At 68.1% G+C, this 26,991-nt stretch carries 31 protein-coding genes; 19 read left to right on the plus strand and 12 right to left on the minus strand.

The genetic code is table 11. The annotated features are described in order from the left end of the window. Positions 1–78: 78 nt before the first annotated feature. The gene (locus Q2100_RS03810; RefSeq protein WP_264015575.1) at positions 79–681 is read left to right on the plus strand and encodes a TetR/AcrR family transcriptional regulator; all 603 of its coding nucleotides are present in this window, start codon (positions 79–81) and stop codon (positions 679–681) included. 12 nt (positions 682–693) lie between these two features. Here the strand turns inward: Q2100_RS03810 and Q2100_RS03815 are convergent, their stop codons facing one another. Next, positions 694–1,611: a LysR family transcriptional regulator gene (locus tag Q2100_RS03815; protein WP_302912877.1), complete on the minus strand. Its 918-nt coding sequence runs from the start codon at positions 1,609–1,611 to the stop codon at positions 694–696. A 138-nt stretch (positions 1,612–1,749) separates the two neighbouring features. On the opposite strand from Q2100_RS03815, the gene Q2100_RS03820 reads away from it, so the two are divergent. The 4 genes from Q2100_RS03820 to Q2100_RS03835 are packed head-to-tail and all read left to right on the plus strand — an operon-like array spanning position 1,750 to position 5,079. Continuing rightward, a complete protein-coding gene (locus tag Q2100_RS03820; RefSeq protein WP_302912878.1) occupies positions 1,750–3,036 on the plus strand; it encodes an aromatic ring-hydroxylating oxygenase subunit alpha in 1,287 nt (428 codons plus the stop codon). 26 nt (positions 3,037–3,062) lie between these two features. After that, entirely contained in the window at positions 3,063–3,386 is a 324-nt protein-coding gene (locus Q2100_RS03825) for a hypothetical protein (RefSeq protein ID WP_302912908.1), read from the plus strand. A 5-nt stretch (positions 3,387–3,391) separates the two neighbouring features. After that, positions 3,392–4,222, plus strand: a complete 831-nt coding sequence (locus tag Q2100_RS03830; protein WP_302912879.1) for a TauD/TfdA dioxygenase family protein — start codon at positions 3,392–3,394, stop codon at positions 4,220–4,222. Continuing rightward, positions 4,219–5,079, plus strand: a complete 861-nt coding sequence (locus tag Q2100_RS03835) for a TIGR03619 family F420-dependent LLM class oxidoreductase (protein WP_302912880.1) — start codon at positions 4,219–4,221, stop codon at positions 5,077–5,079. Before Q2100_RS03830 ends, Q2100_RS03835 begins: the two co-directional genes overlap by 4 nt. A gap of 9 nt (positions 5,080–5,088) precedes the next feature. Here the strand turns inward: Q2100_RS03835 and Q2100_RS03840 are convergent, their stop codons facing one another. Both Q2100_RS03840 and Q2100_RS03845 read right to left on the minus strand, forming a co-directional pair. Further along, positions 5,089–5,868: an emopamil-binding protein gene (locus Q2100_RS03840; protein WP_302912881.1), complete on the minus strand. Its 780-nt coding sequence runs from the start codon at positions 5,866–5,868 to the stop codon at positions 5,089–5,091. A gap of 1 nt (position 5,869) precedes the next feature. Continuing rightward, positions 5,870–7,327: an aldehyde dehydrogenase gene (locus Q2100_RS03845; RefSeq protein WP_302912882.1), complete on the minus strand. Its 1,458-nt coding sequence runs from the start codon at positions 7,325–7,327 to the stop codon at positions 5,870–5,872. Positions 7,328–7,518: 191 nt separating this feature from the next. Here Q2100_RS03845 and Q2100_RS03850 point away from each other — a divergent pair, with 191 nt between their 5' ends. From Q2100_RS03850 to Q2100_RS03915, 14 genes are all read left to right on the plus strand, one after another. After that, complete coding sequence (locus Q2100_RS03850) at positions 7,519–8,784, plus strand: aromatic ring-hydroxylating oxygenase subunit alpha (RefSeq protein ID WP_302912883.1); 1,266 nt, start codon at positions 7,519–7,521, stop codon at positions 8,782–8,784. Positions 8,785–8,807: 23 nt separating this feature from the next. Further along, positions 8,808–9,137, plus strand: coding sequence for a hypothetical protein (locus Q2100_RS03855; protein WP_302912909.1), 330 nt, complete (start codon positions 8,808–8,810; stop codon positions 9,135–9,137). After that, positions 9,134–10,414 (plus strand): metal-dependent hydrolase family protein, encoded by a 1,281-nt coding sequence (locus Q2100_RS03860; RefSeq protein ID WP_302912884.1) that lies wholly within the window; start codon positions 9,134–9,136, stop codon positions 10,412–10,414. Before Q2100_RS03855 ends, Q2100_RS03860 begins: the two co-directional genes overlap by 4 nt. Positions 10,415–10,450: 36 nt before the next feature. Further along, positions 10,451–10,903, plus strand: a complete 453-nt coding sequence (locus Q2100_RS03865; protein ID WP_302912885.1) for a MarR family winged helix-turn-helix transcriptional regulator — start codon at positions 10,451–10,453, stop codon at positions 10,901–10,903. A 56-nt stretch (positions 10,904–10,959) separates the two neighbouring features. Continuing rightward, positions 10,960–11,994 carry a ferredoxin--NADP reductase gene (locus Q2100_RS03870; RefSeq protein WP_302912886.1) on the plus strand — a complete coding sequence of 345 codons (1,035 nt, stop codon included), beginning with the start codon at positions 10,960–10,962 and terminating at the stop codon, positions 11,992–11,994. Between the two features lie 14 nt (positions 11,995–12,008). Beyond that, complete coding sequence (locus Q2100_RS03875; RefSeq protein ID WP_302912887.1) at positions 12,009–12,752, plus strand: SDR family NAD(P)-dependent oxidoreductase; 744 nt, start codon at positions 12,009–12,011, stop codon at positions 12,750–12,752. Positions 12,753–12,815: 63 nt separating this feature from the next. Beyond that, complete coding sequence (locus Q2100_RS03880; RefSeq protein ID WP_302912888.1) at positions 12,816–14,075, plus strand: aromatic ring-hydroxylating oxygenase subunit alpha; 1,260 nt, start codon at positions 12,816–12,818, stop codon at positions 14,073–14,075. A gap of 2 nt (positions 14,076–14,077) precedes the next feature. Next, positions 14,078–14,413, plus strand: a complete 336-nt coding sequence (locus Q2100_RS03885; protein WP_264015561.1) for a hypothetical protein — start codon at positions 14,078–14,080, stop codon at positions 14,411–14,413. Between the two features lie 14 nt (positions 14,414–14,427). Continuing rightward, entirely contained in the window at positions 14,428–15,273 is an 846-nt protein-coding gene (locus Q2100_RS03890; protein ID WP_302912889.1) for a TauD/TfdA dioxygenase family protein, read from the plus strand. Further along, positions 15,270–15,842: a carboxymuconolactone decarboxylase family protein gene (locus Q2100_RS03895; RefSeq protein ID WP_302912890.1), complete on the plus strand. Its 573-nt coding sequence runs from the start codon at positions 15,270–15,272 to the stop codon at positions 15,840–15,842. Before Q2100_RS03890 ends, Q2100_RS03895 begins: the two co-directional genes overlap by 4 nt. Positions 15,843–15,899: 57 nt before the next feature. Continuing rightward, entirely contained in the window at positions 15,900–17,180 is a 1,281-nt protein-coding gene (locus Q2100_RS03900; protein WP_302912891.1) for a cytochrome P450, read from the plus strand. Then, the gene (locus Q2100_RS03905) at positions 17,180–17,371 is read left to right on the plus strand and encodes a ferredoxin (RefSeq protein ID WP_264015557.1); all 192 of its coding nucleotides are present in this window, start codon (positions 17,180–17,182) and stop codon (positions 17,369–17,371) included. Before Q2100_RS03900 ends, Q2100_RS03905 begins: the two co-directional genes overlap by 1 nt. Positions 17,372–17,402: 31 nt before the next feature. Beyond that, positions 17,403–17,687 carry a DUF1330 domain-containing protein gene (locus tag Q2100_RS03910; RefSeq protein ID WP_302912892.1) on the plus strand — a complete coding sequence of 95 codons (285 nt, stop codon included), beginning with the start codon at positions 17,403–17,405 and terminating at the stop codon, positions 17,685–17,687. 44 nt (positions 17,688–17,731) lie between these two features. Then, entirely contained in the window at positions 17,732–18,298 is a 567-nt protein-coding gene (locus tag Q2100_RS03915; RefSeq protein WP_264015555.1) for a dihydrofolate reductase family protein, read from the plus strand. 45 nt (positions 18,299–18,343) lie between these two features. Here the strand turns inward: Q2100_RS03915 and Q2100_RS03920 are convergent, their stop codons facing one another. The 9 genes from Q2100_RS03920 to Q2100_RS03960 all read right to left on the minus strand — a co-directional run bounded on the left by Q2100_RS03920 (position 18,344) and on the right by Q2100_RS03960 (position 26,973). Further along, the gene (locus tag Q2100_RS03920) at positions 18,344–19,549 is read right to left on the minus strand and encodes a cytochrome P450 (protein ID WP_302912893.1); all 1,206 of its coding nucleotides are present in this window, start codon (positions 19,547–19,549) and stop codon (positions 18,344–18,346) included. Positions 19,550–19,589: 40 nt separating this feature from the next. Then, positions 19,590–19,790: a ferredoxin gene (locus Q2100_RS03925; RefSeq protein ID WP_264015553.1), complete on the minus strand. Its 201-nt coding sequence runs from the start codon at positions 19,788–19,790 to the stop codon at positions 19,590–19,592. A gap of 28 nt (positions 19,791–19,818) precedes the next feature. Continuing rightward, complete coding sequence (locus Q2100_RS03930; RefSeq protein ID WP_302912894.1) at positions 19,819–21,021, minus strand: cytochrome P450; 1,203 nt, start codon at positions 21,019–21,021, stop codon at positions 19,819–19,821. A gap of 120 nt (positions 21,022–21,141) precedes the next feature. Then, a complete protein-coding gene (locus Q2100_RS03935) occupies positions 21,142–21,936 on the minus strand; it encodes an NAD(P)-dependent oxidoreductase (protein WP_302912895.1) in 795 nt (264 codons plus the stop codon). Continuing rightward, entirely contained in the window at positions 21,933–22,751 is an 819-nt protein-coding gene (locus Q2100_RS03940) for an NAD(P)-dependent oxidoreductase (RefSeq protein ID WP_302912896.1), read from the minus strand. Before Q2100_RS03940 ends, Q2100_RS03935 begins: the two co-directional genes overlap by 4 nt. Further along, positions 22,751–23,674, minus strand: a complete 924-nt coding sequence (locus tag Q2100_RS03945; RefSeq protein ID WP_302912897.1) for an alpha/beta hydrolase — start codon at positions 23,672–23,674, stop codon at positions 22,751–22,753. The genes Q2100_RS03940 and Q2100_RS03945 overlap by 1 nt, the downstream gene beginning before the upstream one ends. Further along, complete coding sequence (locus Q2100_RS03950; protein WP_302912898.1) at positions 23,674–25,332, minus strand: thiolase C-terminal domain-containing protein; 1,659 nt, start codon at positions 25,330–25,332, stop codon at positions 23,674–23,676. The genes Q2100_RS03945 and Q2100_RS03950 overlap by 1 nt, the downstream gene beginning before the upstream one ends. A 1-nt stretch (position 25,333) precedes the next feature. After that, complete coding sequence (locus Q2100_RS03955; RefSeq protein WP_302912899.1) at positions 25,334–25,669, minus strand: ferredoxin; 336 nt, start codon at positions 25,667–25,669, stop codon at positions 25,334–25,336. Continuing rightward, on the minus strand, positions 25,666–26,973 hold the full coding sequence (locus Q2100_RS03960; protein WP_302912900.1) for an NADH-ubiquinone oxidoreductase-F iron-sulfur binding region domain-containing protein: 1,308 nt from the start codon (positions 26,971–26,973) through the stop codon (positions 25,666–25,668). The genes Q2100_RS03955 and Q2100_RS03960 overlap by 4 nt, the downstream gene beginning before the upstream one ends. Positions 26,974–26,991: the final 18 nt, after the last annotated feature.

The following is a 26,991-nucleotide window of genomic DNA, read 5'->3' on the forward strand; positions in this document are numbered from 1 at the left end:
TGCGCACACGCCCGGAAATATACCAACTGGTATCTGATTGTCCAATGGGTTTCTCAGATCCTGTGGCAGAATTCGACCATGGTGGAGCGGTGGACGCGCGAGAGACGCCTCGAGCACACGCGTTCCCTGCTGCTCGACGCGGCCGAAGACGTGTTCGCCGAAAAAGGTTTCACACCTGCGACTCTCGATGACATCGCGCACGCGGCCGGCTACACCAAGGGTGCGATCTACAAGCACTTCGCCACCAAGGAGGACCTGTTCCTGGCGGTCAGCGACCGGTACTGGCGTCGCTACTTCGACAACTTCGCCGAGGTGATGTCGACCGCCGGACAGATCGGCGAGCGCGAACTCGACGAGATCGCACGGCGGTGGCGCCAGCTCAGTCTCGACCGCGGCGCTGAACACGCCGCGCTCGGACACGAGTTCACGCTCTATCTGACGCGCAACCCGGAGGCGCGGGACCGGGTCGCGGAGAAGCGGTCAGAGGTCGTCGAGGCGCTCGCGAGGTTCATCGTCGAGGGCATCGACCGGCTCGGTGGCACGCTGCTCATTTCGCCGTCGACCTTCGCGCAGGTGCTCGTCGCGACCAGCGACTCGGTGGTGCTGGGGAGTCAACTCGACGACGTCGACCTCTATCGGCCGATCGTCGAGATGTACATGTCGGCGATCAAGCTGCCCTGACGACCTGCCCCGTCAGGCGCGGGCGGTGTTCTCGACGATGATCTCGCGGGCCGTGTCGTAGAAGGCGCTGATCAATGTCGAGAACGACAGCTCGAAGGGATAGATCATGTGCACGGCCAGCGGGTCGGGCCGCCACTCGGGCAGGACGGGCACGATGGTGCCCTCGCGCAGTTCGGTGGTGCAGATGATCTGGGTGGGCATGGCGCCGACGCCGAGCCCCTCCAGGATGTACTGCTTGCACACCTGGAAGTTGTTGGCCCGCGCCCGCACCTGCGGCGACGCCTCGCACCGCATGTCGTCCCTGCTGATCGTCAGCTTGCGCGAGCCGCAGAACCCGAAGTCGATGAACGGCAGGCCGTCCAGGTGCGCCGGCATGGTGAGCGGTGCGGCCAGTTGCGCCACGAAGCGCGCCGAGGCGCAGAGGAACAGGTCGAGGTCGAACACCTTCCGGGCGATCAACGTCGAATCCTGAAGAGGCCCGGTGCCGAACACGACGTCGAACCCGTCCTTGACGGGGTCGACCATGTTGTCCACGAGCCGGATGTCCAGCCGGGTGTGCGGGTACCGCCGCAGGAAGGTGGCGCCGACGCGGGAGGCGTAATCGATGCCGACGAACACCGGAATGGCGACCCGCAGCTCGCCCTGCGGCTCGTGCCTGCTGCCCTCGACCAGTGCGCGGACACCGTTGGCCTCGGTCAGGATGCTGACCGCATGACCGTAGATCTGTTCACCGAGGTCGGTGACGGTGAGCTGATGCGTGTTCTTGCGCAACAGCTTGATCCCGAGATCGGCCTCCAGCTTCGCCAGCTTGCGGCTCACCGTGGACTTCGGCATGCCCAGCAATGTCGCGGCTTTCGACAGACTGCGGGCCTCCACCACTTTGCCGAACACCAGCAGCGCGCCGAGGTCGAAGGACAGGTGCTGTTCCATCCGGGCTCCTGACGGCGGAGTGTCGTCCCAAATATGCAACAGCATGTTGCGGTTTCGCACCTGTTTCGCCGATATGCCCGGCGGTAGCTTCGGCACATCGTCGCCCGCCCGGCGACGCGTTCAGTGCAGGAGGATCACGTGAGCTCCGAAGCCCTGGTGAGCAAACCCGAGAGCGGTCACTGGACGGACGCGTATCCCGGCCTCGGCCGCGGTCCGGTGTCCCTCGAGGACTGCGTGTCCGAGGAGTTCTACGAGCGGGAACGCGAACACGTCTTCAAGAAGACCTGGCTGTACATGGGGCGGGTCGAGCAGGTGCCGCGCTCGGGCTGCTACTTCACTCGCGAACTCACCTTTCTCAACACCTCGATCATCGTCGTGCGAGGCAAGGACGGCGTGATCCGCGCCATGCACAACATCTGCCCGCACCGCGGCAACAAGATGCTGTGGGAGGACGACCCGTTCCAGGAGGTGAGCGGACGGGCGCCGCTGCTGTACTGCCGTTTTCACGGCTGGCGCTACCACCTCGACGGGTCGTTGCACTCGGCCACCCGCCAGGACCTTCTGCTGGACTTCGACGCCGACAGCTGCCGCGTGCCGGCCATCCAGTGCGAGGTGTGGGAGGGCTTCGTCTTCGTCAACCTCGACCCGCACAACACCGAGCCGCTGCGCTCGTTCCTCGGCGAGCTCGCGCACGGCATCGAGGGGTATCCGTTCGAAGGGCCGCACCAGGTCTACCGGTTCAAGGCCGAACTGCAGTGCAACTGGAAGATATTCGTCGACGGCTTCGCCGAGAGCTACCACGGCCCGTACCTGCACGCCTCGTCCTTCGGCAGCGTCACCGCAGAAGCCAGGGAAGCGCTGAACAAGCCGAATCCGTTCACCGACGCCCTGGCCTACCGCCTGGCCGATCCGCACCGGATGTATTCGTTCTCCGGGGAGCCCTCCCGCCGGACGCCCTACTCGAAGCCGATCGAATGTGTGATGGAGGCCAGCGCGGCAGGCCCCTGGACCAAGCGCGCCGAGCGCGGACCCCTGCCGCCCGGGATGAACCCGACGCGTTCGGAGAAATACGGTTTCGACTCGTTCCAGTTCTTCCCGAACTTCGTGCTGATCTTCGGGGCATCCGGTTTCACCGTGCACACCCACTGGCCGACCGGGCCGCACTCGCACATCTTCGAGACCGAGATGTACTACCAGCCACCGAGAACGCATAAGGAGCGGCTGGGTCAGGAACTCACGGTGACCTACCTCAACGACATCATCCTCGAGGACGCCAGCCCGTCGGAAGGACTGCAGGCGATGCTGAACAGCGGCGCGCTGACGCACTTCACCATGAACGACGAGGAGATCCTGCTGCGACACCTGCACAAGATGGTCGGCGACTACGTCGAGGCGGGCGAGAGCGCGAAGGGGAACAGCCGGTGAGCACGGGCACGACGAATGCGCGCCCGGTGACCACCGCACTGCCCGAGGGGTTCTCCCACCTCGAGCACCTGGTCGCGGACTGGGCCATCGAGGACGGCCACGCGCGTTACGTCAAGCGCGTGAACACCTCGATGGACGAGATACGGGCCTTCTACGACCAGGTCTTCCCGGTCGCCGAGGATGCGGTGGCCTACGTCGACAAGTTCGACTACGCCGAGCCGCTCCCGGACGACGTCGCGAATCTGCGGAACCTGCTGTACTCGTTGATCACCGTCTCCCTGGCGGTCGAGCTGTGGAACCAGCCGCGGGTGAAGCACTCGGCCACCACGATCCTGACGAGGTCGAGTTGAGTGACATGAGCACCGCCGCCGACCAGTTGCAGATCCGGCACCTCACCCCGCGGATCGGCAGTGAGATCACCTCCGACGTCGAGACATTGCTCAGCGGGCGGGTGGCAGCACAGATCCGGGCGACGCTCGAGCAGCGCGGAGTGGTCTTCTTCCGGGGCCTGCAGATCACCGACGAGCAGCAGGTGGCCATCGCCAGGACGCTCGGCACCGTGGTGGCAGGAGAGGGTCAGGACGGGATCTACAAGATCTCGTTGGACGACACGGTCAATCAGCGCGCGAAGTATCTGAAGGGCTCGTTGTTCTGGCACTTCGACGGCTCGCTGCAGCCGTACCCGAACCTGGCGACGCTGCTGCGGGGGGTGACGCTCTCCGACACCGGCGGACAGACCGAGTTCTGCAACACCTACGCCGCCTACGACGACCTGCCGCAGCCGGAAAAGGACCGGATCGCCGGCCTGCGGGTGGTGCACAGCGCGGAACGGTCGCAGTACTACGTGACACCCGAGATGAGCTACGACGAGATCGCCTTCTGGCAGAAGTCCGCGACCAAGGAATGTCCCGTCGTGTGGACACACCGGTCCGGCCGCAGGTCGCTGCTGTTGGGTGCCACGGCCGATTACGTCCAGGGCATGCCGGTGGAGCAGAGTCGCGCACTGCTTGCCCGGCTTCGTGATTGGGCGACGCAGCCGCAGTACGTCTACCGGCACGAGTGGCGGGTGGGGGACCTGCTGATCTGGGACAACACCGGCACCATGCACCGGGCGCTGCCGTACGCCGCTGACAGTGGCCGGCTCATGCACCGCACGATCCTGGCGGGGGAGGAGCCGCTGCGGTGAAGCTCGGCATCGCCACGCCGGTGGTCACCAACGTCGCGGGCGCTCCGCTGGGGTGGGAGAAAGATGCCGGGATCGAGGCGATCTGCCGTGTCGCCGAGGCCGCGGACCGGATGGGCTACCACCACATGACGTGCAGCGAGCACATCGGACTTCCCGCCGCCGAGACCGGTCGCCGCGGCGCCCGCTACTGGGATCCGCTCGCCACGTTCGGTTACGCGGCGGCCCGGACGCACCGGATCCGGTTCGCCACCATGACCCTGGTGCTGGGTTACCACCACCCGCTGGCCGTCGTGAAGCGTTACGGCACACTGGATCACGTCAGCGGCGGGAGGTTGATCCTCGGTGTGGGCGTGGGCTCGCTGCGCGAGGAGTTCGATCTGCTCGGCGCGCCGTTCGACGATCGCGGTGCCCGTGCCGACGATGCCCTGCGGGCGTTGCGGGCGGCGCTGCCGAGTAACGAACCGGCCTATGACGGTGAGTTCTATTCATTCGGTGGGCTGACCGTCGATCCCTGCGCGCTTCAGCCGCACGTGCCGATCTGGGTCGGAGGTCGCACCAGGCGCTCGCTGCGGCGGGCGGTCACCCTCGCCGACGGGTGGTGTCCCTACTACGTCTCCGCCGCCCGGGCTGCCGAGTGGCTGGGAGGCGTCGAGTTGCCGCCCGATTTCGAAGTGGTGATGCCGGCCGAACGTGCACTCGACCCGGTAGGCGACCCGGAGGCGACGCGGCAGGCGCTGCGTGATCTGGCCGGCTGCGGCACGACGACCCTCTCCGCGCGCTTCGTCCACCGCTCACTCGAGCACTACCTCGAGCAGCTCCACGCACTCACCGAACTGAACGGCGGCGAAACGGCCTGAGCCGCAGGCTCAGCCGGCGCGGGTCCGGGCGCCGGCCCGGCGCGTCAGGTAGTCGATCTGCAGGTGGATCGAATAGAGCACCAGCGGAGGAAGCACGATGAACGGCACGTTCTCGGCGATGAACTTGAACCAGAGGCCGTACGCGCCCTGACCGATGTTCTCGAAGCCGGCTCCCACCTCCGCCAGGAAGTACACGGCGGTGCTGCTCATCAGGATCGCGCACCCCACGAAGGCGAACCACAGGCAGCGGATCCGCGCTTCGTCGGACAGGGTGGTCCGGACGAGCCGGGTCCACATCACGAACACCATGGTGCCGGTGAGCACCCCGACCACCTCGAGGGCGAAGATCCACGTGTTGCCGCTGACATACCTGGTGTCGGCCAGCGCGTACTGCCACCACAACCACTTCCACCCGGGGTCGTCGGTGGGTGTCCAGAGGCCGAGGGGATGGCCGATGAGGAACATCAGCTCGTAGCCGATCTGGCTGCACGCGGTGTAGGGCAGGTAGAACAACGTCAGTTCGGCCGCCTTGTCGAGACGGGTCCGTCGTTCACCCGGTGCATCCCAGAGCAGGACGAAGGGCAGCAGGATCACCGGGATGCCGAACAACATGTTGGCGATCACGTCCACCGCGAAACTCGGCGGGATGAGCCCGACGCCGACGCCGATCGTCATCCCGACGAACATCACCGTGGTGAAGATCGCTGTGGCCGAATATATCCGGAGCCGGTGCGGCGCCCATGGCTTGGCGAAATTCGTTTCGTGGCCGGTGATCGCGTCGGTGGACAACTCAGGCTCCCTTGCTCGCCGCTGCCACGGCGATGGATTTGGTGTCGGTGTAGCCGTCGATCCCCTCGCGGCCGAGTTCGCGGCCGTAGCCACTGGCCTTCACGCCACCGAACGGGGCGAACGGGTCCATCGGGTAGCCCTGGTTGACGCCGAACGTGCCGGTGCGGATGCGTGCGGCGACCTCGAGGCCGGCCGCGCTGTCGTCGGTCCACACCGAGCCGGCCAGGCCGTAGTCCGAATCGTTGGCGATCGTCACGGCCTCATCGACGCCGGAGTAGGGCAGCACCGTCAGCACCGGGCCGAAGATCTCCTCGCGGGCGATCCGCATGGAGTTGTCGGCGTCGGCGAACAGCGTCGGCCGGACATACCAGCCGCGGTCCAGCCCGTCGGGCATCTCCGCGCCGCCGACCACGAGACGGGCGCCGTCCCGCGCTCCGGCCTCGATGTATCCGCGCACCCGTTCCTGCTGGCGTTGCGCCACAAGCGGACCCACCTGCGTCGCGCTGTCGGAGGGATCGCCGACCACCAGCGCGCTCATCTCGGCGGCGAGCGCGTCGGTGTACTCGGCGGCGCGCGCGGCGGGCACCAGGACCCGGGTGAGCGCGTTGCAGATCTGGCCGCTGTTGGACAGGCTGGCCGAGCGCACGCCCGCCGCGACCGCGCCGGGGTCGGCGTCGTCGAGCACGAGCGCCGCGGACTTGCCGCCCAGTTCGAGGCTGACCCGCCGCAGGTCCCCGGCGCACGCGGCGGCGACCGCCCGGCCCGCGGGCGTCGACCCGGTGAACGACACCTTGTCCACCCCGCGATGGCGCACCAGGTGCTCGCCCACGGTCCGGTCGCCCGGCAGGATGCCGACCACACCGGGCGGCAGGTCGGACTCGGCGATGATCTCGGCGAGCAGCAGCGCGTTGAGCGGCGACTCCGGCGCGGGTTTGACCACGACGGTGCACCCGGCGAGCAGTGCCGGGATCAGCTTGGTGACGATCAGGAACTGGGGCATGTTCCACGGCACGATCGCGGCCACGACGCCCACCGGCTCGCGCCGGATGTGGATGTCGGAGCCGTAGCGGCCCGGCCTGTCCTCCCGCCACGGGTACGTCTCGGCGAGATCGGCGAACGCGTCGATCATCGACCATGGCAGCGCGACCTGCGCCCGCTGGGAGAAGCTGATCGGCGCGCCGATCTCGGTGGTGATGAGCTCGGCCATCTCGGTGCGGCGCTGCTCGTAGATCTTGGCGAGGCGGCGCACCGCCTCGATGCGCTCGGCGGGTTCGGTGCCGGGCCACGGGCCGCTGTCGAACGCCTCGCGTGCCGCGCCGACCGCCAGGTCCACGTCGGCCGGCGCCGCGGCCGCCACGCTTGCGACGACCTGCTCGGTGTGCGGTGAGACGACCTCGATCCGCCCGTCGGTGCTGGGCGTGCGCCAGGTACCGCCGATGAACAGTTCGTCGTACCGCACGCCTGGTGCTCCATTCTGCGATCGGGAATATCAACTACTTGCGATTGCCCGGCTGAGCATATACCGTCGGCACTGTCGGTTCCTGGAAATCGCCCAAAAAGCCGCTGTGCGTGGCGGATTGCCTACACAATCAAGTCGGCACGTCGAATGCGGGCGGCCTGGGGCGGATCGACAACCGAGGAGGAGACGATATGGCCCGGTTTCCGAAGCCGCCGGAAGGCAGCTGGACAGAGCACTATCCGCAACTGGGCACCGGGCCGGTGTCCTACGAGGATTCGATCGATCCGCAGTTCTACGAGATCGAACGCAAGGCGGTGTTCAAGCGCGCCTGGCTCAACGTCGGCCGGGTGGAGCAGGTGCCGCGCAAGGGCAGCTACTTCACCAAGGAGCTCAAGGTCGTCAACACGTCGATCATCGTCGTGCGGACCGGCAAGGGCGAGGTGAAGGCGTACCACAACATCTGCCGACATCGGGGCAACAAGCTGGTGTGGAACGACATGCCGCTCGAGGAGACCAGCGGGGTGTGCCGCCAGTTCACCTGCAAGTACCACGCCTGGCGCTACGACCTCGAGGGCAATCTGACCTTCGTGCAGCAGGAGGGCGAGTTCTTCGACCTGGACAAGAGTCGCTACGGGCTGGTGCCGGTGCACTGCGACGTCTGGGAAGGCTTCATCTTCGTCAACTTCGCGAAGGAGCCGGAGCAGCCGCTGCGGGACTTCCTCGGACCGATGATCACCAATCTCGGAGGCTATCCGTTCGACAAGATGACCTCCCGCTTCCAGTACCGCTCAGAGGTCAAGGCCAACTGGAAGCTCTACATGGACGCGTTCCAGGAGTTCTATCACGCACCCGTCCTGCACGCGAACCAGTCGCCCACCGCCTACTCGAAGGCTGCGGCCGAGGCGGGATTCGAGGCGCCGCACTACCGGATCGAAGGTCCGCACCGGCTCGTGAGCACGTCCGGTGTGCGGGCCTGGGAGATGGCCGACGAGATGCGCAAGCCGATCGAGGACATCTGCCAGAGCGGGCTTTTCGGGCCATGGGACGGCCAAGATCTGGGGGAGATGCCGCCGGGCCTCAACCCGGCGAAGTGCGATCCGTGGGGACTGGACTCGTTCCAGCTCTTCCCCAACTTCGTCATCCTGTTCTGGGGGCAGGGCTGGTACCTGACCTACCACTACTGGCCGACGTCGCACAACACCCACATCTTCGAGGGCACGGTGTACTTCCCGCAGCCGCGCACACCGCGCGAGCGCATCGCCCAGGAGCTGGCCGCCGTGTCGTTCAAGGAGTACGGCCTGCAGGACGCCAACACCCTCGAGGCCACCCAGACCATGGTCGAGTCCCGGGTCCTCGACGACTTCGTGCTCTGTGACCAGGAGGTGCTGATCCGCCACCTGCACACCGAGACGGCCGCCTGGGTAGAGGACTACCAGCGCAAGACCGCGGAGGTGTGACCGTGACGACCACAGAGACGACCGTGACGAGCAAGCTGCCGCCCGAATTCGCGGACCTGGAGCCGTATTCCGACTGGTGCCTGGGCACCGAGGCGGAGCGCTACGCCAAGCGGCTGAGCAGTTCGATGCGTGACATGCAGGCCTTCTACGACGCGGTCACCGCGCGTGCGGAGGAGGCGATCGCCTACTGCGACAAGTTCAGCCTCGACGACCTGCCCGAGGACGTGCTCAACCTGATGCACCTGCTGTACTCGATGATCCAGGTGTCGTTCCCGGTCGAGTGCTGGAAGCAGCCCAAGGTCCCCGACACGGGGGCCACCAGCCTGGACTGCGTCTCCGAACCGGTGCCGTGACCGACGGGCCATCCGGCGCAGGCCCGATCGTCCTGAGGGCGGCGCGCTGGGCCGACGTCGCGGCCGGCGAGGTGCGTTCACCGGCCGTCGTCGTCGTCGACGGGAACCGCATCCAGGCCGTGAATCCCGAGCGGATTCCCCAGGGCGCGGCCGAGGACATCGACCTCGGGGACGTCACGCTGCTCCCCGGTCTGATGGACATGGAGCTCAACCTGCTGATCGGCGGCCCCGGCGGCCCCGAAGGCCTGCCCAGCCCGATGCACGGGGTGCAGGACGACCCCGCCTACCGCACGCTGCGCGGCGCGGTGAACGCCCGGACCACGCTGGACGCCGGCTTCACCACGGTCCGCAATCTCGGCCTGATGGTGAAGACCGGCGGCTACCTGCTCGACGTGGCACTGCAGCGCGCGATCGAGCAGGGCTGGCACGCCGGCCCCCGCATCTATCCCGCCGGGCATGCCGTGACGCCCTACGGCGGGCACCTCGACCCGACCGTGTTCCAGCGCCTCGCGCCCGGGATCATGCCGCTCTCGGTGGCCGAGGGCATCGCCAACGGGGTCGACGAGGTGCGCGCGTGTGTGCGGTACCAGATCCGGCACGGCGCGAAGCTGATCAAGGTGTCGGCGTCCGGTGGCGTGATGTCGCACAGCACCGCTCCGGGGGCGCAGCAGTACTCCGATGACGAGTTCGCCGCGATCGCCGACGAGGCGCATCGCGCGGGGGTACGCGTGGCGGCGCATGCGGTGGGGGACAGTGCCGTCCGCGCGTGCATCCGAGCCGGTATCGACTGCATCGAACACGGCTTCCTGGCCTCCGACGAGACCATCCAGATGATGGTCGACCACGGCACCTTCCTGGTGTCGACCACCTACCTGACCGAGGCGATGGCCATCGACCGCATCGCCCCGGAGCTGCGCCGCAAGGCCGAGGAGGTGTTCCCGCGCGCACAGGCCATGCTCCCGAAGGCGATCGCGGCAGGGGTGCGCATCGCTTGCGGCACCGACGCGCCCGCCGTCCCGCACGGCCAGAACGCCAAGGAACTGCGCGCTCTGGTGGCGCGCGGGATGACACCCATGCAGGCCCTGCGGGCGGCGACGATCACCAGCGCCGAGCTCATCGACGCCGACGACGAACTCGGCCGCATCGCCCCGGGCTACCTCGCCGATCTCATCGCCGTGCCCGGCGACCCGTCCGCGGACATCTCCACCACGCTCGACGTGCGCTTCGTGATGAAGGACGGCCGGGTCCACAAGCGCGGCGGTGGTTCGCAGAGCTAACGTCGAGCGCACCGCACAGCGATCGGAGAGGCCGGTATGGAGCAGACCGACAACATCCTGTGGCTGCTCAAGCAGGCCTGGTACTTCTCACTGACGTCGGTGAACGACGCGGTGAGCGAGCACGGGGTGAGCACCGCCCAGATCGGCGTGCTGCGCCAGCTGTCCGACGAACCCGGTCTGTCCGGCGCCGAGCTGGCCCGGCGGCTGCTCATCAGCCCCCAGGGTGTGCAGCTGGCCCTGACCGCGCTCGAGAAGCGGGGGCTGGTGCAACGCAAACAGGACCCACAGCACGGCCGGATCCTGCAGGCATTCCTCACCGACCAGGGCCGCAAGGTCGCCGCGGCCGTCGTGAACGACGCCATCGCCGCGCACGACCGGGTGTTCGGCGTGCTGACCAAGGCCGAGCAGGAGACGCTGCGCCAGCTGCTCAGCCGTGTCGTCGAACAGGGCACGGGCCACGAGATGCGCCTCGATCACGTGGACGAGTAGCGGCGATGTATCAGGTACTTGAGATTAATGACAAGTACTTGATATCATTGGCCACGATGAGCGAGCACACCGATTCGGACGGCTTTGCCGCACTTCGCATCAAGCGGATCGTGCGCGAGACCTCCGACGCCGTGTCACTTGTGCTGGACGTGCCGGAGCACTGCACCTCTCGCTTCCGGTACCAGGCCGGTCAGTTCCTGACACTGCGGGTCACCGTCGACGGTCGCGAACTGCGCCGCTGCTACTCGATGTCATCCGCGCCGGTCGAAGACGATCTGCAGATCACCGTCAAGCGCGACCCGGGCGGGCTGGTGTCCAACTGGCTCAACGACACCGCGGCCGAGGGCGCCGAGATCCACGCCGCGCCGCCCGAAGGCCGGTTCCTGTTGCGCGAGAACGGCGATGCGATCGTCGCCTTCGCAGGCGGCAGCGGGATCACCCCGATCATGTCGCTGATCCGCACGGCCCTGGCGACGACGTCGCGGCCGATCCGGCTGTTCTACGCCAACCGCAGCCGCGACGGCGTCATCTTCGCCGCCGCGCTGACCCGTCTGGCCGAGGGCCACCCCGACCGGTTGTCGGTGACGCACCACTTCGACGACGACCGCGGCGTCGTCACGAAATCCGCGATCGAGGCATTCCTCGACGGCCTCGCCGACGGCGCCGACCACTACATCTGCGGGCCGGGGCCGTTCATGGACACCGTGGAGGCCACGGTGCTCACCGCCGGTGCGCCGCGCGACCGGGTGCACCTCGAGCGCTTCACGGTGGCGGTGGACGAGGCCGAGGCGGCCGGGGCGGCGGAATCGTCGCAGGGCACCGAACAGGTCGTCATCGAACTGGACCGGCAGACCACCACGGCGGAGTACCGGGCGGGCAACACCCTGCTGCAGACGGCGCGCACGGCGGGACTGCGCGCGCCGGCGTCCTGCGAGACGGGCTCGTGCGGAACCTGCATGGCGCGAATCGTCGACGGGAGCGCGCGGATGCTCAACAACGACGCGCTCGACGACGACGAGGTGGCCGAGGGCTGGGTGCTGACCTGCCAGTCGCTGCCCACCAGCCGCACAGTCCACGTGGTCTACGAGTAGGAACGAGGTAACACATGGCACGGGTGGCGGTGGTGACCGGCGGTGCGTCGGGCATGGGGGAGTCGACGTGTCACGAACTCGGACGGCGCGGCCACCGGGTCGCCGTACTCGACCTCGACGGCGATGCGGCGCAACGGGTCGCCGAAGAACTACGCGCCGAGGGGGTGACCGCGCTCGGCGTGGCCGCGGACGTCTCGGACCGAGCCGCGGTCGAGGAGGCGTTCGCCAAGGTCCGCAGTGAGCTGGGGCCGGTGCACATCCTGGTCACCAGCGCGGGCCTGGTGGACTGGGCGCCGTTCGTCGAGATGACCGTCGAAGCGTGGCAGCGGCTCATCGACGTCAACCTCACCGGTACGTTCCACTGCTGTCAGGTGGCCATACCGGACATGCTCGAGGCGGGGTGGGGCCGCATCGTGATGATCTCCTCGTCGAGTGCGCAGCGCGGATCGCCGGGGATGGCGCACTACGCCTCGTCCAAGGGCGCCCTGCTTTCCCTGACCCGTTCGCTGGCACGCGAATTCGGCGCGCTGGGCATCACCGTCAACAACGTCCCGCCGTCCGGCATCGAGACACCGATGCAGCACAAGTCCCAGGCCGCCGGCCTCTTGCCGCCCAACGAGCAGATGGCCGCGAGCATCCCGGTCGGTCATCTCGGCACCGGCGATGACATCGCCGCCGCGGTCGGCTTCCTGTGCTCGGAGGAGGCCGGCTTCATCACCGGCCAAACCCTGGGTGTCAACGGCGGATCGGTGATGTGATGGACCGGGCGACCGGCGACCGGGCGGTAGACACGGAAACGCAACCACGACAGGGAGGTTCGCATGGCGAAGTGGCCTAAGCCGGCGGAGGGCAGCTGGACCGAGCACTATCCGGAACTGGGCACCGGGCCGGTGTCGTTCCGCGATTCCACCTCGCCGGAGTTCTACGAACTCGAGCGCGAGGCGATCTTCAAGCGCGCGTGGCTCAACGTCGCGCGCGTCGAGGAACTGCCGCGTGTCGGCAGCTACCTCACCAAGGAGATCCACGCGGCGAACACGTCGGTGATCGTGGTCAAGGGCCGCGACGAGCAGATCCGGGCCTTCTACAACATCTGCCGCCATCGCGGGAACAAGCTGGTGTGGAACGACTTCCCGAACGAGGAGGTCAAGGGCGCCTGCCGGCAGTTCACCTGCAAGTACCACGGCTGGCGCTACGGGCTCGACGGAGAGCTGAAGTTCGTGCAGCAGCCCGGCGAGTTCTTCGACCTCGACACCACCAAGTACGGTCTGGCACCGGTGCACTGCGATGTGTGGAACGGCTTCGTGTTCATCAATCTCGACCCCGAACCGCGCCAGAGCCTGCGCGAGTTCCTCGGACCGATGATCACCGCCCTGGACGACTACCCGTTCGAATTGATGACCGAGCGTTACGATTTCGTCGCTCACAACAACAGCAACTGGAAGATCTTCGCCGACGCGTTCCAGGAGTACTACCACGTGCCGTCGCTGCATTCGCAGCAGGTGCCCACCGAGGTGCGCCAACCCAACCAGACCTTCGAATGCGGGCACTTCCAGATCGACGGGCCGCACCGGCTGGTGTCCACGGCGGGCACCCGTCGCTGGCTGCTCGCCCCCGAATACATGTATCCGGTGGAGCGGGCCACCCGCAGCGGACTGGTGGGTCCGTGGCGCACACCGGAGACGCACTTCTCGGCGGGCCTCAACCCCGGCGGCATCGAACCGTGGGGCATCACCAACTTCCAGATCTTCCCCAACCTGGAGATCCTGATCTACCACGGCTGGTACCTGCTGTACCGCTACTGGCCGACGTCGCACAACACGCACAAATTCGAGGCCTACAACGCCTTCCACCCGGCGCGCACCGTGCGCGAACGCATCGAGCACGAGGTCGCCTCGGTGGTGCTCAAGGAGTTCGCGCTGCAGGACGCCGGCATGCTCGGCGGTACGCAGGCGGCACTCGAATACGACGTGGTCGAGGACTATCCGCTCAACGACCAGGAGATCCTCGTCCGCCACCTGCACAAGGTCGCCGTGGACTGGGTCGAGGACTACAAGAGCGAGCGCTCACCGGTGGGGGTGTGAGGATGGCCGAATCGCGACTGCCCAGTGCGTTCGCCGAATTCGAGCCGTTCGCCGAGAAGTGGTGCCTGGCAACCGAACCGCAGCGCTGGGAGGCACGGCTCAACACCCCGATGCCAGAGATCCGCAGGTTCTACGACGCGTTCTCCCCGCGGTTCGAGGAGGCGATCGACTTCTGCGACAAGTTCCCGCTCGACGACGTCCCCGACGACGTGCTGAACCTGCTCCACCTCATCTACTCGATGGTCATGGTCTCGATGGCCGTCGAGGTCTTCGGTACCCAGAAACCCGCCGACTCCGCCGACGCCGTGATCGACCGCGTCAGCGCGCCGGTGCCCTGACAGACAGGACACGCATGACCCTTCTGACGATCAACAAGCTGACCGATTCGGTCGGCGCCGAGGTGACCGGCGTCGACCCGGACCGGCTGGCCGGAGACGACTCGCTGGGCGAGGCGGTGCTCGACGCGCTGGAGGACAACGGCGTGCTGGTGTTCCCCGGTCTGGGGCTGCAGCCCGAGGTGCAGGTCGAGTTCTGCCGCCGGCTCGGCGAGATCGACCACTCCTCGGACGGGCACCACCCGGTGCCAGGCATCTACCCGGTGACGCTGGACAAGTCGAAGAACTCGTCGGCCGCCTACCTTCGCGCCACGTTCGACTGGCACATCGACGGCTGCACGCCGCTGAACGACGAATGTCCGCAGAAGGCGACCGTGCTGTCGGCCAAGCAGGTGGCATCGCGCGGCGGCGAGACGGAGTTCGCGAATTCCTACGCCGCCTACGAGGCGTTCAGCGACGAGGAGAAGGACCGCTTCGGGGCACTGCGGGTGGTGCACTCGCTGGAGGCCTCGCAGCGCCGGATCACGCCCGATCCCTCACCGGAGCAGGTGGCGAAGTGGCGGAGTCGTCCCACCCATGAGCACCCCCTGGTGTGGACGCACCGCAGCGGCCGGCGGTCACTGGTGCTCGGCGCCTCGGCGGACCACGTCGTCGGCATGGACCTCGACGAGGGCCGGGCCCTGCTCGCCGGGCTGCTCGAGCGGGCCACGCAGCCCGGCCTGGTGTACAGCCACCGCTGGTCGGTCGGCGACACCGTCATCTGGGACAACAACGGTGTCCTGCACCGGGCGGCGCCGTACGACCCCGATTCGCCGCGGGAGATGCTGCGCACCACGGTGCTCGGCGACGAACCGATCCAGTGACCCGCCTGGCGCCGCTGCCCGACGGCGAATGGACTGACGACAGCCGTGAAGCGCTGCGGTCGCTGTTGCCCGCCGAGCGTCGCAATCCCCGCGACGCGGGCAACGTGCTGTCGACGCTGCTGCATCATCCCGGTCTCACCCACGCCTACCTCACGTTCAACGCCCATGTGCTGCGCGATTCCACGTTGCCGGACCGGGTGCGCGAGATCGCGGTGCTGCGTGCGGCGCAGCGCCGCGGGTGCGACTACCTGTGGCACCATCACGTCCCGATCGCCCACCGCGCCGGCCTGACCGACGCCGAGATCGACGGTGTGCACGCCGGCGCGCCCGCGGACGAGACCGATCGGTTGGTGGTCAACGCGGTCGACGAACTGCACGACCGCGATGCCGTCACCGATGCCACATGGCATGCGCTGGGGCGGGTGTTCGACGACCGTCAGCGGATGGACCTCGTTTTCACCGTCGGCTGCTACGACCTGCTGGCGACGGCGGTCAACACCTTCGAGATCCAGGACGAGGACGAGCCGGGGCCGAGCACTCCACTCGTTGACGGCGCGCAACCGGTGTGAAAACCTGATACGCAAAGATGAGAATCACATTCTCGCTCGATCCGAACGGAGTCACACATGGCGGAAGACCTCACGGCGGTCGACTTCTTCCGGGACGCGCGTGTGCTGGACGATCCGTACCCGTTCTACGACGCGCTGCGCAGCAAGTGCCCGGTCAGCCGCGAGGACAAGTACGGCGTCACGATGGTCACCGGGTGGCAGGAAGCGGTCGACGTCTACAACGACGCGGAGAGCTTCTCCTCCTGCATCTCGGTCACCGGACCGTTCCCCGGCTTCCCGGTGCCGCTGGAGGGCCTGGAGAACACCGACCTGTCAGACCTCATCGTCAAGCACCGCGACGAGATCCCGTTCAGCGACCAGTTGCCCACGCTGGACCCGCCGACCCACACGAATCACCGCGCGCTCCTGATGCGGCTCATCACGCCCAAGCGCCTCAAGGAGAACGAGGACGCGATGTGGCAGCTCGCCGACGACATCCTCGACGACTTCCTCGCACCGGGTGAAGGTGAGTTCATCAAGGGCTTCGCCGGGCCGTTCACGCTGCGCGTGATCGCCGACCTGCTCGGCGTGCCGGAGGAGGACCGCGGCGAACTGATCGAGCGGCTGGCCAGGGGCACCCACGGAAGCGGGCTGGGCAACGCGGACAAGACGCTGACCAAGACGCCGCTCGAGTACCTGTACGAGGTGTTCGCCACCTACGTCGAGGACCGTCGCCGCGAACCGCGCGACGATGTGCTGACGGGGCTGGCGACGGCGGCGTTCCCGGACGGCACCATGCCCGAGGTCGCCGACGTCGTGCGGGTGGCGACGAATGTCTTCTCTGCCGGCCAGGAGACCACGGTGCGGCTGCTGAGCACCGCGCTGAAGGTGATCGGCGACCAGCCCGACGTCCAGCGCAGGTTGCGCGAGGACCGCAGTCTGCTCGGCAATTTCATCGAGGAGTGCCTGCGCATCGAGAGCCCCGTCAAGGGCGACTTCCGGATGTCGCGGGTGCCGACCACGGTGGGCGAGGAGGCCCTCGGCGCCGGGAGCACCGTGATGGTGATCAACGGTGCGGCCAACCGCGATCCGCGCCGCTTCGAGGATCCCGACAGCTTCGATCCCGAGCGCAAGAACGCCCGCCAGCACCTGGCATTCGGCCGCGGCATCCACAGCTGCCCGGGCGCCCCGCTGGCGCGCGCGGAGACCAGGGTGGGACTCGAACGGCTGCTCGACCGCACCACCGACATCCGGATCTCCGAGGAGAAACACGGTCCGGCGGGGCAGCGGCGCTACTCCTACATCCCGACCTACATTCTTCGCGGCCTGACCGAACTGCATCTCGAGTTCGACCTCTGATGCGTGTCGCCGTCGACGAGGACCGCTGCGCCGGGCACGGGATGTGCCTGACGCTGTGCCCCGAGGTGTTCGAACTGACCGACGACGGATGGGCCGCGGCGGATCCCCCCGACGTGCCCGCCGGGCTGGAGAAGGCGGCGCAGGAGGCGATCGACAACTGCCCGGAACGCGCTATCCACCTGATCGACTGACCGAAAACCACGAAGAGACAAGGACTCCGGCATGCCCAAGGGCTATGTGATCATCACCGAAGACGTCAAGGACGCGGCAGGCATGGCCGAATACGGCAAGCTGGCCAGCCAGACGATGGCCAACGCGAAGGTGCTGGCGTTCGGTCCCGCGGTGGAAGCCATCGAGGGCCAGTGGCACGGCACGCAGACCGTGCTCCTGGAGTTCGAATCGGTGGACGCCGCCAAGGAGTGGTACTACTCCGACGAATACCAGGCGGCGCTCAAGTTGCGTCAGGCCGCCGCGGATTGCAACGGGGCGATCTTCTCCGGCTTCTGAGTCGTCGCGCGATGAGTTCTGCCCTGTGATGCAGTCTGATCTGCATGGGCAAACTCATCTATGGCTTCACCGTGTCGGTCGACGGGTACATCGCCGATGCGCAGGGCAGCATCGACTGGTCGGATCCGAGTGAAGAACTGCACCAGTACTGGAACGACTTCGAGCGGGAGACCGCGTGCGCGTTCTACGGGCGGCGGCTCTACGACCTGATGTCCGCGTACTGGCCGACCGCCGACGAGGCTCCGGACGCCACCCCGATGATCGTCGACTTCGCACAGATCTGGCGCGACATGCCCAAGGTCGTGTTCTCGCGCACCCTGCAGTCCGTCGACTGGAACTCCCGCCTGGAACGCGGCGACCCGGTCGAGGTGGTGACGAAGCTGAAGGCCGAGACCGACGGCCAACTGGAGGTGGCCGGCGCGACGCTGGCCGCACCAATCGTGGCGGCCGGGCTGGTGGACGAGTACCGGATCGTCGTGGCGCCCACCGCCGTGGGCGGCGGCACACCGTTCTTCCCGGCACTGCCGTCATGGATCTCGCTGCGGCTGGTGGAGAACCGCACCTTCCCGGGCGGCACGGTCCTGCTGCGCTACGAGGCGAAACGCGACTGACCGGAGATGCGCAGCCGGGTGGCGTGCGGCCGCGCCCCGGGTCGGTCAGCGCAGGACGCGCACCGGGACGTGGGACCAGCCCGCGACGTTCTGCATCGCCACCCGCCTGCAGTCGTCCCAGATCACCTCGTAGCGGGGCATGAAGTCCAGCAGCCGCTCGAGGGCGATCGCGCTCTCCATCCGGGCGAGCGCCGCGCCGAGGCAGCTGTGCACCCCGTACCCGAAGCCCAGGTTCTGCGCCTCGGTCCGGTCGCGGTCGATGTCGAACGTGTCGGCATCGGTGAAGGCCTCGGGATCGCGGTTGGCCGACCCGCCGAGCAGGAACACCGGCTTGCCCTCGGGGATCGTGACCCCGTGCAGCGTCACCTCTTTCATTGAGCGGCGCACGTTGTACTGGGCGGGCGCCTCGTAGCGCAGTAGTTCCTCGACCGCGGCGGGGATCTTGCTGCGGTCGTCCAGCAGCTTCTGCCACTGGTCGGGATTCTGGGCGAACGTCACCGCGGCGTTGCCGATCAGCTTGGTGACCGTCTCGGCGCCCGCGCCGCCCAAAAGGGTGGCGAAGCCGGCGATCTCGAAGTCGTCGAGGCTCTCCATCTGCCCGTCTTCGCGCTGGATCTCGGCCTGCACCAGACGGGTGAACATGTCGTCCTGCGGTTCGGCCCGCCGCTGCTGGATCAGCTCGTAGTACAGGCCCATCGCCTCGGCGATGGCCTGCAGGCCCTCCTGGGACATCTCGACCTGGCCGGGCTCCCGGTGCAGGGACGTGTCCACCCACTGGCGCACCTGCTGGCGACGCTCCTCGGGAACGCCGAGCATCCGGGTGATGACCTCCACCGGGAAGAACGCGGAGAACTCCTGCACGACGTCGAAATGCCCGGGGTCGGCGGCGCGGAAGCACTGGTCGATGGTCTCGATGACCATCGGCTTGAGGTTCGCGATCGCGCGCGGGGTGAACACCTTGTTGACCAGGCTGCGCATCTGACGGTGCTCGGGCGGGTCCATCAGGATGATCATCTTCATCGGAAGCGGTTCGCCGGACTTCACCATCGCCAGGTCGAGGCCGTACGCCGACGAAAACGTCTCCCAGTCCTTGAACGCCGCCGCCACATCCGCGTGCCGGGACAACGCGTAGAAGTCCTGTTCCTCGTTGTAGTAGACCGGCGCCTCCTCACGCATGCGCCGGTAGATCTCCCAGGGACTGTTGAAGTACTCCTCGGAGAAGGGGTCGAACACGAGCTTCGATGTGGTCATTCACTCTCTCATTTCGCCGCGGTGGGTGCCGGTGAGTCGGTCACTCGTCGCGGATGGCGATGGCCTGTCGCGGGCACTGCCGCACGGCCTCTTTGATCTGCTCTTCGTTCTCGGGTGTGACCTCGTCCTGCAGGACGTGCAGGTAGTCGTCGTCATCGAGGTCGAACACCTCCGGGATGATGCCCATGCACACCCCGTTGCTCTCGCAGAGGCCGAAGTCGACCTCGATCTTCTGGGTCATGCGCGATCCCGCTCCGCTTCTTGCTCGATCACCGCATCACCCGCACAGGCACGTGGTGATAGCCGGCGACGTTCTGCATCGTGACGCGCTGCAGACCGTCGAAGTCGACCTCGAAGCGGGGCATGAAATCGAGCAGGTGCTCCAGCGCGATGACCGTCTCGAGGCGGGCCAGCGCGGCGCCCAGGCAGCTGTGGATGCCGTAGCCGAGGCCGAGGTTCTGCGCCTGCGCGCGGTCGCGGGTGATGTCGAACGTCTCGCCGTCGTCGAACGCCCGCGGGTCGCGGTTGGCGGCGGCCTTCATCAGGAACACCGGCTTGTGCGCGGGGATGGTGCCGCTGGGCACCTCGGTCTCCTTGAGGGTGTAGCGCACGTTGTACTGCACCGGGCCCACGTAGCGCAGCAACTCCTCGACGGCGGCGGGCACCAGGCTGCGGTCGTCGAGCAGCATCCGCCACTGTTCGGGATGCCGCGCGAACTCGACCACGGCGCTGCCGACCAGCTTGGTGACGGTCTCGGCGCCCGCGCCGCCGAGCAGCGCGACGAAGCCGGTGATCTCGACGTCGTCGAGTCTGCGCATCTCGCCGTTCTCGCCGGGGATCTCCGCGGCGATCAGGCGGCTGATCATGTCGCCCTGCGGGTTCTCCCGCCGCTCCTGCACCAGGCCGTAGTAGTAGACCCCCGCATCGATGTTGGCCTGCATGTTCTCGTCGGACAGATAGAGCTGTCCCGGCTTGACTTCCAGACCCTTGTCGATCCAGTGCCGCACCTGCTGGCGGAACTCCTCGGGAACGCCGGCCATCCGGGTGATCACCTCGACCGGGAACGGGCCGGAGAAGTCCTGCACCACGTCGAAGCCGTCGGAATCCACCTGGGACAGGTAGTGCTGCACGAGTTCGACGACGGTCTCACGCTGCGACTGGATGGCCCTCGGGGTGAACGCCTTGTTGAGCAGGCTGCGCATGAAGCGGTGTTCCGGCGGATCCATGAAGATGATCGACTTCTGGAACCCCTGGCCGGACTTGATCATGGACAGGTGGCACCCGCGGGTGGAGGAGAACGACTCGTGATCCTTGAGTGCCGCCGCCACGTCGGCGTGCCGGGTCAGCGCGTAGAAGTCGTCTTCCTCGTCGTAGTAGATGGGGGTCTCGTCGCGCATCCGCCGGTAGATCTCGTAGGGGTCGTCGAAGTACTCCTGCGAGTAGGGGCTGAACACCAATTTGGGCTTGGTCATGGAATCCTCCTCGGCGGCGAGATCAGTGCCGGCACGTTACGGAAATCTGAGAGACTGTAAGTCTCAAAATTATCATCGAAGTATGCGCCTATTTCCGGCGAATCGCCCGAACCGGCGGCCTCACGCACGAGTTCCCGCCTCTACCAGTGCGTCCAGCAACCCCAGGTCGCCACCGAGCTCGGCGACGGTGTCGCGGACGACGGCGATGTCCTTGCCGACGAACTCCCCGACCGCGGAGGCGAACGCCCCGGTGGAACCGGCAGCGGCGATCATGCTCAGCACCCGGCTCTGAGAACTGCCGTGGGTCAGCGCGGCCAACAGCGGACCCTCGCCGACGCCCAGCCGGGCGCCCAGTCTGGCGCCTTCGCTGACGAGCCCGATCTGCGCCGCGAACAGGGTGTTGTTGACCAGCTTGACCAGCTGCCCGGCGCCCGTACCTCCCGCATGCAGGATCGGGTCGCCGTAGGCGGACAGCAACGGTGTCAGGCGTGTCACCGCGTCGTCGGGCCCACCGACGAACAGCGTCACCGAACCCGCGGCGATGTCGTGCGGGCCGCCGCTGACCGGTGCGTCGATGACCTCGACATGGGAGAACCGCTCCGCGATCGCCTGTGCCGTGCGCGGGCTGCCGGTGGTGTGCACGACCAGCGTGGCGCCCGGCCGCATCCCCTTCACCAGATCGCCGTCCAGGCACAACTGCCTGACCTGTTCATCGGTGAACACGCAGACGATGACGACGTCGGCGCCGTCGGCCGCGCCGGCCGGATCGTCGACCGGCGCGGCGCCCAACGCCTCTATCGCAGAACGCTTCTCGGCCGTCCGGCCGGCGGCGCGCACGGTGTGGCCCGCGGCGACCAGACGCGCCACCATCGGTGCGCCCATCCGGCCGGCGCCGACGAAACCGACGTCGGTCATCGCGGGTGATCCATGTGTTGCAGGGCGGTGTCGGCCGCGGTGAACACCGATCCCTCGGCCGCCTTGGCGGCGGCGGCCAGGCTTGCCGCGTGGCGGACGTCCTTCTGCAGCAGCGCTCCGGCGATGGGCGCCAGTCCCTCGACCGTGCCGCCGAACATCGAGATGCTGTTGACCGCCTTGCTGGTCGCCGAGCCGCGAACCAGCACCTCGCACAGCTTGTCGCGGGCCACGCCCAGTGAGTCGCCGAGCTCCAGCGCGCTCAAAGCGCTGCCCAGGTTGGCGCTGAACAGCAGGTTGTTGAGGATCTTGGCGACCTGACCGCTGCCGAGCGGGCCGAGGTGCACGACGGGATCGGCGTACGTCGCGAACACCGGCCGGGCCTTCTCGACATCGGTCTCGGCACCGCCCACCATCACCAGAAGTGTGCCGTCGGCGGCGGCGGGGCCGCCCCCGCTGACCGGTGCGTCCAGCACCGAGACGTCGTGGCGCCCGGCGAGTTCGGCGATCTCGGTGCAGGTGTCGGGGTGCACGGTGCTGTGGATGGCGATGACGGCGCCGGGCGCCAGTCCGGCCAGCACCCCGGTCTCACCGGTGAGCACCTGACGGACGTCGTCGTCGCCGACCACGCACAGGCAGACCAGGTCGCTGGCCGCGGCCAGTTCGGCCGGGGTGTCCGCGATCTTGGCGGCGGTGTCCGCGAACGGCTCCACCGACGCGGGCCTGCGGGCCCACAGCGTGAGTTCGTGTCCCCCTTCGACGATCCGCCGTGCCATCGGCGCGCCCTGGCTTCCCAGCCCGATGAATCCAACCCGCATCAGCCGGCCTCCACTTCGATTCCTGCCGACCGGTTTTCGCGGGCGACCTCGACATTGACGACGCACTCTTCGACGAACGACAGCACCTTGAGGTGATAGGCCGCGGCGCGAAGGCCGAGGCTCAGGTTGTGGCCCGCGCCGACGACTTCCTCGGCGACGAACCGCGGGGCGGCGGTGAACGCCGCGCCGATCTCGGCAAGCGCATCGGGGTCGGACCGCCAGACCCGTTCGTGGTCGGCGTGACTGAACTGCACCGGTACCCGCACCTGGGCGGCCAGCGCAGGGAAGTCCCGGTGCGGCCAGTCCCGCACCATGCCCGCCTCGTAGGGCGCGCCGGTCGACGAATTGGTGATCCCGCTGAGCACGTCGGCGGGGTACAGGTCGGCGGGCTCCCACAGCAGTGCCCGCAGTCCCGGCGGCCGGTGGGTCGCCGACGCATTCCGCAGGATGTCCAGAGCAGCGTCGTGATAGCGCAATCCGGTGCCCGCGAGCGCCAGACCGAGAAGTTCGGCGCGGCGCGGGTCGTCACTCGCGGCCATCCGCAGGGCGAGTTCGCAGCCGTTGGAGTGGGCGAGCACGAACAGTCCCGCTCCCCGGGGGCGGGCGCCGAGCACCTTGTCGACGGCGCCGTATGCCAATGCCACCCGCTGTTCGGGCCTGGCGATCGCGTCGGGGTAGGCCGCCGAGCTGCCGTAGCCCGGGCGGTCGAGCGCCACCATGGTGAAACCCAGTGCGGCGCCGAGGCGCAGGAGTGACAACCGGGGATGGCCGGGGCAGTCGAAGTACGCCGCGGTGCTCGCACCGCCGTGCAGCGCGACGAGCACGGCCCGGGGTTCGTGCTCCGGTTCGGCGACCAGCGCCGACATCGGGACGAGGTCGCCCAGGCTGTCGACCATCACCACCCGCGGCCGTGGCGCCGTCATCATGCCTCGGCCCGCAGCAGCAGCACCCCGCTGGGCGTGAGGCCACCGCTGCTGGTGACCGCCACCCGGGCGCCGGACACCTGCCGCTCGCCGGCCTCCCCACGCAGCTGGGTGACGGCCTCGTGGATCAGGCCCATGCCGTGGGTGCGCCCGTGGGAGAGCTGCCCGCCGTGGGTGTTCAGCGGGATCACGCCGTCGCGGGCGATGTTGTGGCCGCCGTCGAGGAAGTCCTTCGCCTCGCCGATCCCGCAGAAGCCGAGCGCCTCCAGCCACGACAGGCAGTTGAAGCTGAACCCGTCGTACAGTTCGGCGACGTCGACGTCGCTGGGCCGCAACGATGTCCGGGTCCACAGGTGGGCGGCCTGGCCGAGCACCTGCGGCTCGTGGGTCAGTGTGGTCTGGTCCCAGTCGGTGCGTTCGACGATCTGCGTGCCCACCGCCTCGATGTACACCGGCGGCTTCGCCAGGTCGCGGGCCGCGTCGACCGCCGAGACCACGACGGCGACCGCGCCGTCACACGGCACGTCGCAGTCGTAGAGCCCGAACGGTGTGGTGATCATCCGCGCCGACAGGTAGTCGTCCATGGTCATCGGATCGCGGTAGATCGCGGTCGGGTTCAGACCGGCGTTCGTCCGCTGATTCAGGGCGATCCAGCCGAGCGTCTCACGGGTGGTGCCGAAGCGGTCGAAGTGACGATGTGCGTTCTGCGCCAGCGTGTGTGCCGCTGACGTCGCGCCGAAGGGCATCTGCCAACTGGTGGTGCGGGCGCCCCCGGGCGGGGACATCTTGCCCTCTTTCATCAGTTGCCCGAACGTCGCCTCCCACAGCGTGCGGAAGCACAGCACGTGGCGCGCCAGGCCGGTGGCGACGGCCATCATCGCCGCGATCACCGAACCACCGGGGCCGAACGTGTCCATCCCGCCGTTGATCCAGGTGGGTCGCAGGCCCAGGGCGCCCTCCAGCGCGTTGACACCACCCTCGCCCATCCCCGCGATGTCCAGACCGGGATAGGTCGACAGCCCGTCGATGTCGTCGAAGGTCAGGCCGGCGTCGGCGACGGCGGCCTCACCCGCGTCGATCGTCAGTGACAGCGGTGGCACCATCAGCCTGCGGCCCAGCCGGGAGGCCCCGACACCGGTGATCGCCGAGTGGTCCTCGAACTTGTCGCTGCGCAACATCGGCCGGACGTGCTTGCCGAAATCCGCAGGCGCGATCTCGTCCGTCGGCAGCACCGGCTGCTGTCCGGCGTCGCTCGCAGGCGTGAAGACCGGCAGCCACACGTCGGCCACCTGCTGGAACGCCACCTCGACCGGTTGGCCGATCGCCACCGAGTCGGGATCGGCGTCGACGATGTTGGTGGTCAGCCGGACCCGCGGATCCTCCAGGATCGCGACCTCCGCGACGACGTAGGGCGGGGGCAGGTCGGGGAAGCCGAACCGGTGGTTGACGGTGAAGCCGGCGATCGTGCCCTTGCCCGACACCTCGCTCGGCTCGAGCTTGCGGCTGCGGCAGTAGCGGCAGATCGGTTGCGGCGGATGGATGTAGGACTCGCAGTCCTGACACTGCTGCAGACGAAGCACACCGTCGGCGCCCGCGGTCCAGAAGAACTCGTTCTGCGCCGTCAGCTGCGGCACCGGCCGTCCCGGGATATCGGTCATCTCACATCCCCGGCATCATCTGTGCTTCGCGCGCCACGTCGGCATGGTCGGGGTCGGACTCCTCGACGCGTGGCAGCCCGTCGCCCGCCGGAGGCAGCGGCGAGCGCTCATCGGTCACATGCTCTTCGCGCGCGCGCTCATCGGTCGCCATCTCGATGATCGCGTGCACCGGGCAGTCCAGCAGTGCCCGCCGCACGGCGGGCTGATCGGCCTCGGGCACCGTGCCGTTGCCGACCAGTGACGCATAGCCCCAGTCGTCGAGCGAGAAGTACTCCGGGGCGTGTTTCGCGCAGACACCGAACCCGTCGCACATCGTCCGGTCGAGACGCACTCTCACGGTGTCATCACCGCCTCCACCTCGTAGGGCCGCATCGCGTTGTACACCGTAGAACCGCATGAGCTGCATGAACTCTCGAGGTGACGGGCGACCTCCTGCGGGAAGCTGCGCAACAGCGTGGCCGCCACGTTCGTCGCGGCGTCCAGGGTCGCGCAGGCGCCGCGTCCGCGCAGCACCACCGACCAGCGTTCCAGCCGCGCCAAGTCCTCGGTGGTCGCCGCGCCGTCGCGCAGCGCACTCGTCACGGCGGACATCGCCGCGGTCCCGTTGAAGCATGAGCCGCACTGACCGGCGTTCTCCCGGTCGAAGTACGCCATCACCGAGGCCGCCACCGCGATCGGGCACTCGTCGGTGATCAACGACACCGCGCCGCAGCCCAGGCCACTGCCGACCCGCTGCATCGTCTCGTGGTCGAGCGTGGTGTCGAGCACGTCACGGTTCATCAGCCCGGTGAAGTAGCCGCCCATCAGCACGCCACGCACCTCGTCCGCCGGTACGCCGTACACGTCGAGGAGCTCGGAGAAGGCTGTGCCGTGCGGCAATTCGTACAAGGCTGCCGGCCTGCCACCACCGGTGACCGTCGCCAGGAAAGTGCCGGGCGAGGTGGACGTCCCGGCGGCCCGAAACGCCTCGGACCCGTGCCGCAGCAGGAAGGGCAGGTTGGCCAGGGTCTCCACGTTGCTCACGGCCGTCGGCAGCCCGGCGACGCCGTGTTCGAACGGCCGTGGCGGCTTGTCGCTCGGCTTGGCCGGACCGCCGTTGACGAAGCGGACCGCCGCGGTCTCCTCGCCGGCCACATAACCCGCAGCCACGGTCACGACCGAGACCGGCGGGCCTTCGGAGCGCTCACCGAGTTCGGCCAGCGCGCCCGAGGCGACCTCGGCGGCACGGCTGTCCGAGACGTACAGGTATGCCCGGTCGGCGCCGACGATCCGGGCGGCCAACCGCAGGCCGTCGAGCACCAGGTGCGGCCGGTGCCGCAGCAGCCAGCGGTCCTTGACCGACGCGGGCTCGCCCTCTTCGCCGTTGGCGATGATGACCGCGCCGCCGGCGCGGCGGCCGTTGTCGCGCACGGTGCGGAGCTTGACCGCGAGCGGGAACGCGGCGCCGCCGCGGCCCAGCAGACCGGACAGGTCGATCACGTCGAGCAGGCCGTCGGGGTCGGGCAATGGCTGGTATCCGCCCTGGGCGGTGTAGGCCGCGAGATCCTCGGTGCCGGAGCCCAGGTCGTCGCGCAGGAGCCGGGCGGCGGTGCCGGGCCACTCCGCCACGGTGAGTTCGGGTGTCGCGGCGGTGGTGTTCATGCCTGCCTCCCGTCACTG

Source organism: Mycolicibacterium arseniciresistens, from assembly GCF_030519285.1.
GTDB classification, from domain to species: Bacteria; Actinomycetota; Actinomycetes; order Mycobacteriales; family Mycobacteriaceae; genus Mycobacterium; species Mycobacterium arseniciresistens.

What these genes read in the sequence shown, in the direction of transcription:
- Q2100_RS03935 (WP_302912895.1), bottom strand. Translation starts at nt 21,936, where the DNA reads ATGACCGACGTCGGTTTCGTCGGCGCCGGCCGGATGGGCGCACCGATG.
- Q2100_RS03960 (WP_302912900.1), bottom strand. Translation starts at nt 26,973, where the DNA reads ATGAACACCACCGCCGCGACACCCGAACTCACCGTGGCGGAGTGGCCC.
- Q2100_RS03900 (WP_302912891.1), top strand. Translation starts at nt 15,900, where the DNA reads ATGGCGGAAGACCTCACGGCGGTCGACTTCTTCCGGGACGCGCGTGTG.
- Q2100_RS03910 (WP_302912892.1), top strand. Translation starts at nt 17,403, where the DNA reads ATGCCCAAGGGCTATGTGATCATCACCGAAGACGTCAAGGACGCGGCA.
- Q2100_RS03870 (WP_302912886.1), top strand. Translation starts at nt 10,960, where the DNA reads ATGAGCGAGCACACCGATTCGGACGGCTTTGCCGCACTTCGCATCAAG.
- Q2100_RS03890 (WP_302912889.1), top strand. Translation starts at nt 14,428, where the DNA reads ATGACCCTTCTGACGATCAACAAGCTGACCGATTCGGTCGGCGCCGAG.
- Q2100_RS03950 (WP_302912898.1), bottom strand. Translation starts at nt 25,332, where the DNA reads ATGACCGATATCCCGGGACGGCCGGTGCCGCAGCTGACGGCGCAGAAC.
- Q2100_RS03815 (WP_302912877.1), bottom strand. Translation starts at nt 1,611, where the DNA reads ATGGAACAGCACCTGTCCTTCGACCTCGGCGCGCTGCTGGTGTTCGGC.
- Q2100_RS03885 (WP_264015561.1), top strand. Translation starts at nt 14,078, where the DNA reads ATGGCCGAATCGCGACTGCCCAGTGCGTTCGCCGAATTCGAGCCGTTC.
- Q2100_RS03920 (WP_302912893.1), bottom strand. Translation starts at nt 19,549, where the DNA reads ATGACCACATCGAAGCTCGTGTTCGACCCCTTCTCCGAGGAGTACTTC.
- Q2100_RS03905 (WP_264015557.1), top strand. Translation starts at nt 17,180, where the DNA reads ATGCGTGTCGCCGTCGACGAGGACCGCTGCGCCGGGCACGGGATGTGC.
- Q2100_RS03940 (WP_302912896.1), bottom strand. Translation starts at nt 22,751, where the DNA reads ATGCGGGTTGGATTCATCGGGCTGGGAAGCCAGGGCGCGCCGATGGCA.
- Q2100_RS03915 (WP_264015555.1), top strand. Translation starts at nt 17,732, where the DNA reads ATGGGCAAACTCATCTATGGCTTCACCGTGTCGGTCGACGGGTACATC.
- Q2100_RS03830 (WP_302912879.1), top strand. Translation starts at nt 3,392, where the DNA reads ATGAGCACCGCCGCCGACCAGTTGCAGATCCGGCACCTCACCCCGCGG.
- Q2100_RS03875 (WP_302912887.1), top strand. Translation starts at nt 12,009, where the DNA reads ATGGCACGGGTGGCGGTGGTGACCGGCGGTGCGTCGGGCATGGGGGAG.
- Q2100_RS03930 (WP_302912894.1), bottom strand. Translation starts at nt 21,021, where the DNA reads ATGACCAAGCCCAAATTGGTGTTCAGCCCCTACTCGCAGGAGTACTTC.
- Q2100_RS03810 (WP_264015575.1), top strand. Translation starts at nt 79, where the DNA reads ATGGTGGAGCGGTGGACGCGCGAGAGACGCCTCGAGCACACGCGTTCC.
- Q2100_RS03925 (WP_264015553.1), bottom strand. Translation starts at nt 19,790, where the DNA reads ATGACCCAGAAGATCGAGGTCGACTTCGGCCTCTGCGAGAGCAACGGG.
- Q2100_RS03945 (WP_302912897.1), bottom strand. Translation starts at nt 23,674, where the DNA reads ATGACGGCGCCACGGCCGCGGGTGGTGATGGTCGACAGCCTGGGCGAC.
- Q2100_RS03880 (WP_302912888.1), top strand. Translation starts at nt 12,816, where the DNA reads ATGGCGAAGTGGCCTAAGCCGGCGGAGGGCAGCTGGACCGAGCACTAT.
- Q2100_RS03850 (WP_302912883.1), top strand. Translation starts at nt 7,519, where the DNA reads ATGGCCCGGTTTCCGAAGCCGCCGGAAGGCAGCTGGACAGAGCACTAT.
- Q2100_RS03865 (WP_302912885.1), top strand. Translation starts at nt 10,451, where the DNA reads ATGGAGCAGACCGACAACATCCTGTGGCTGCTCAAGCAGGCCTGGTAC.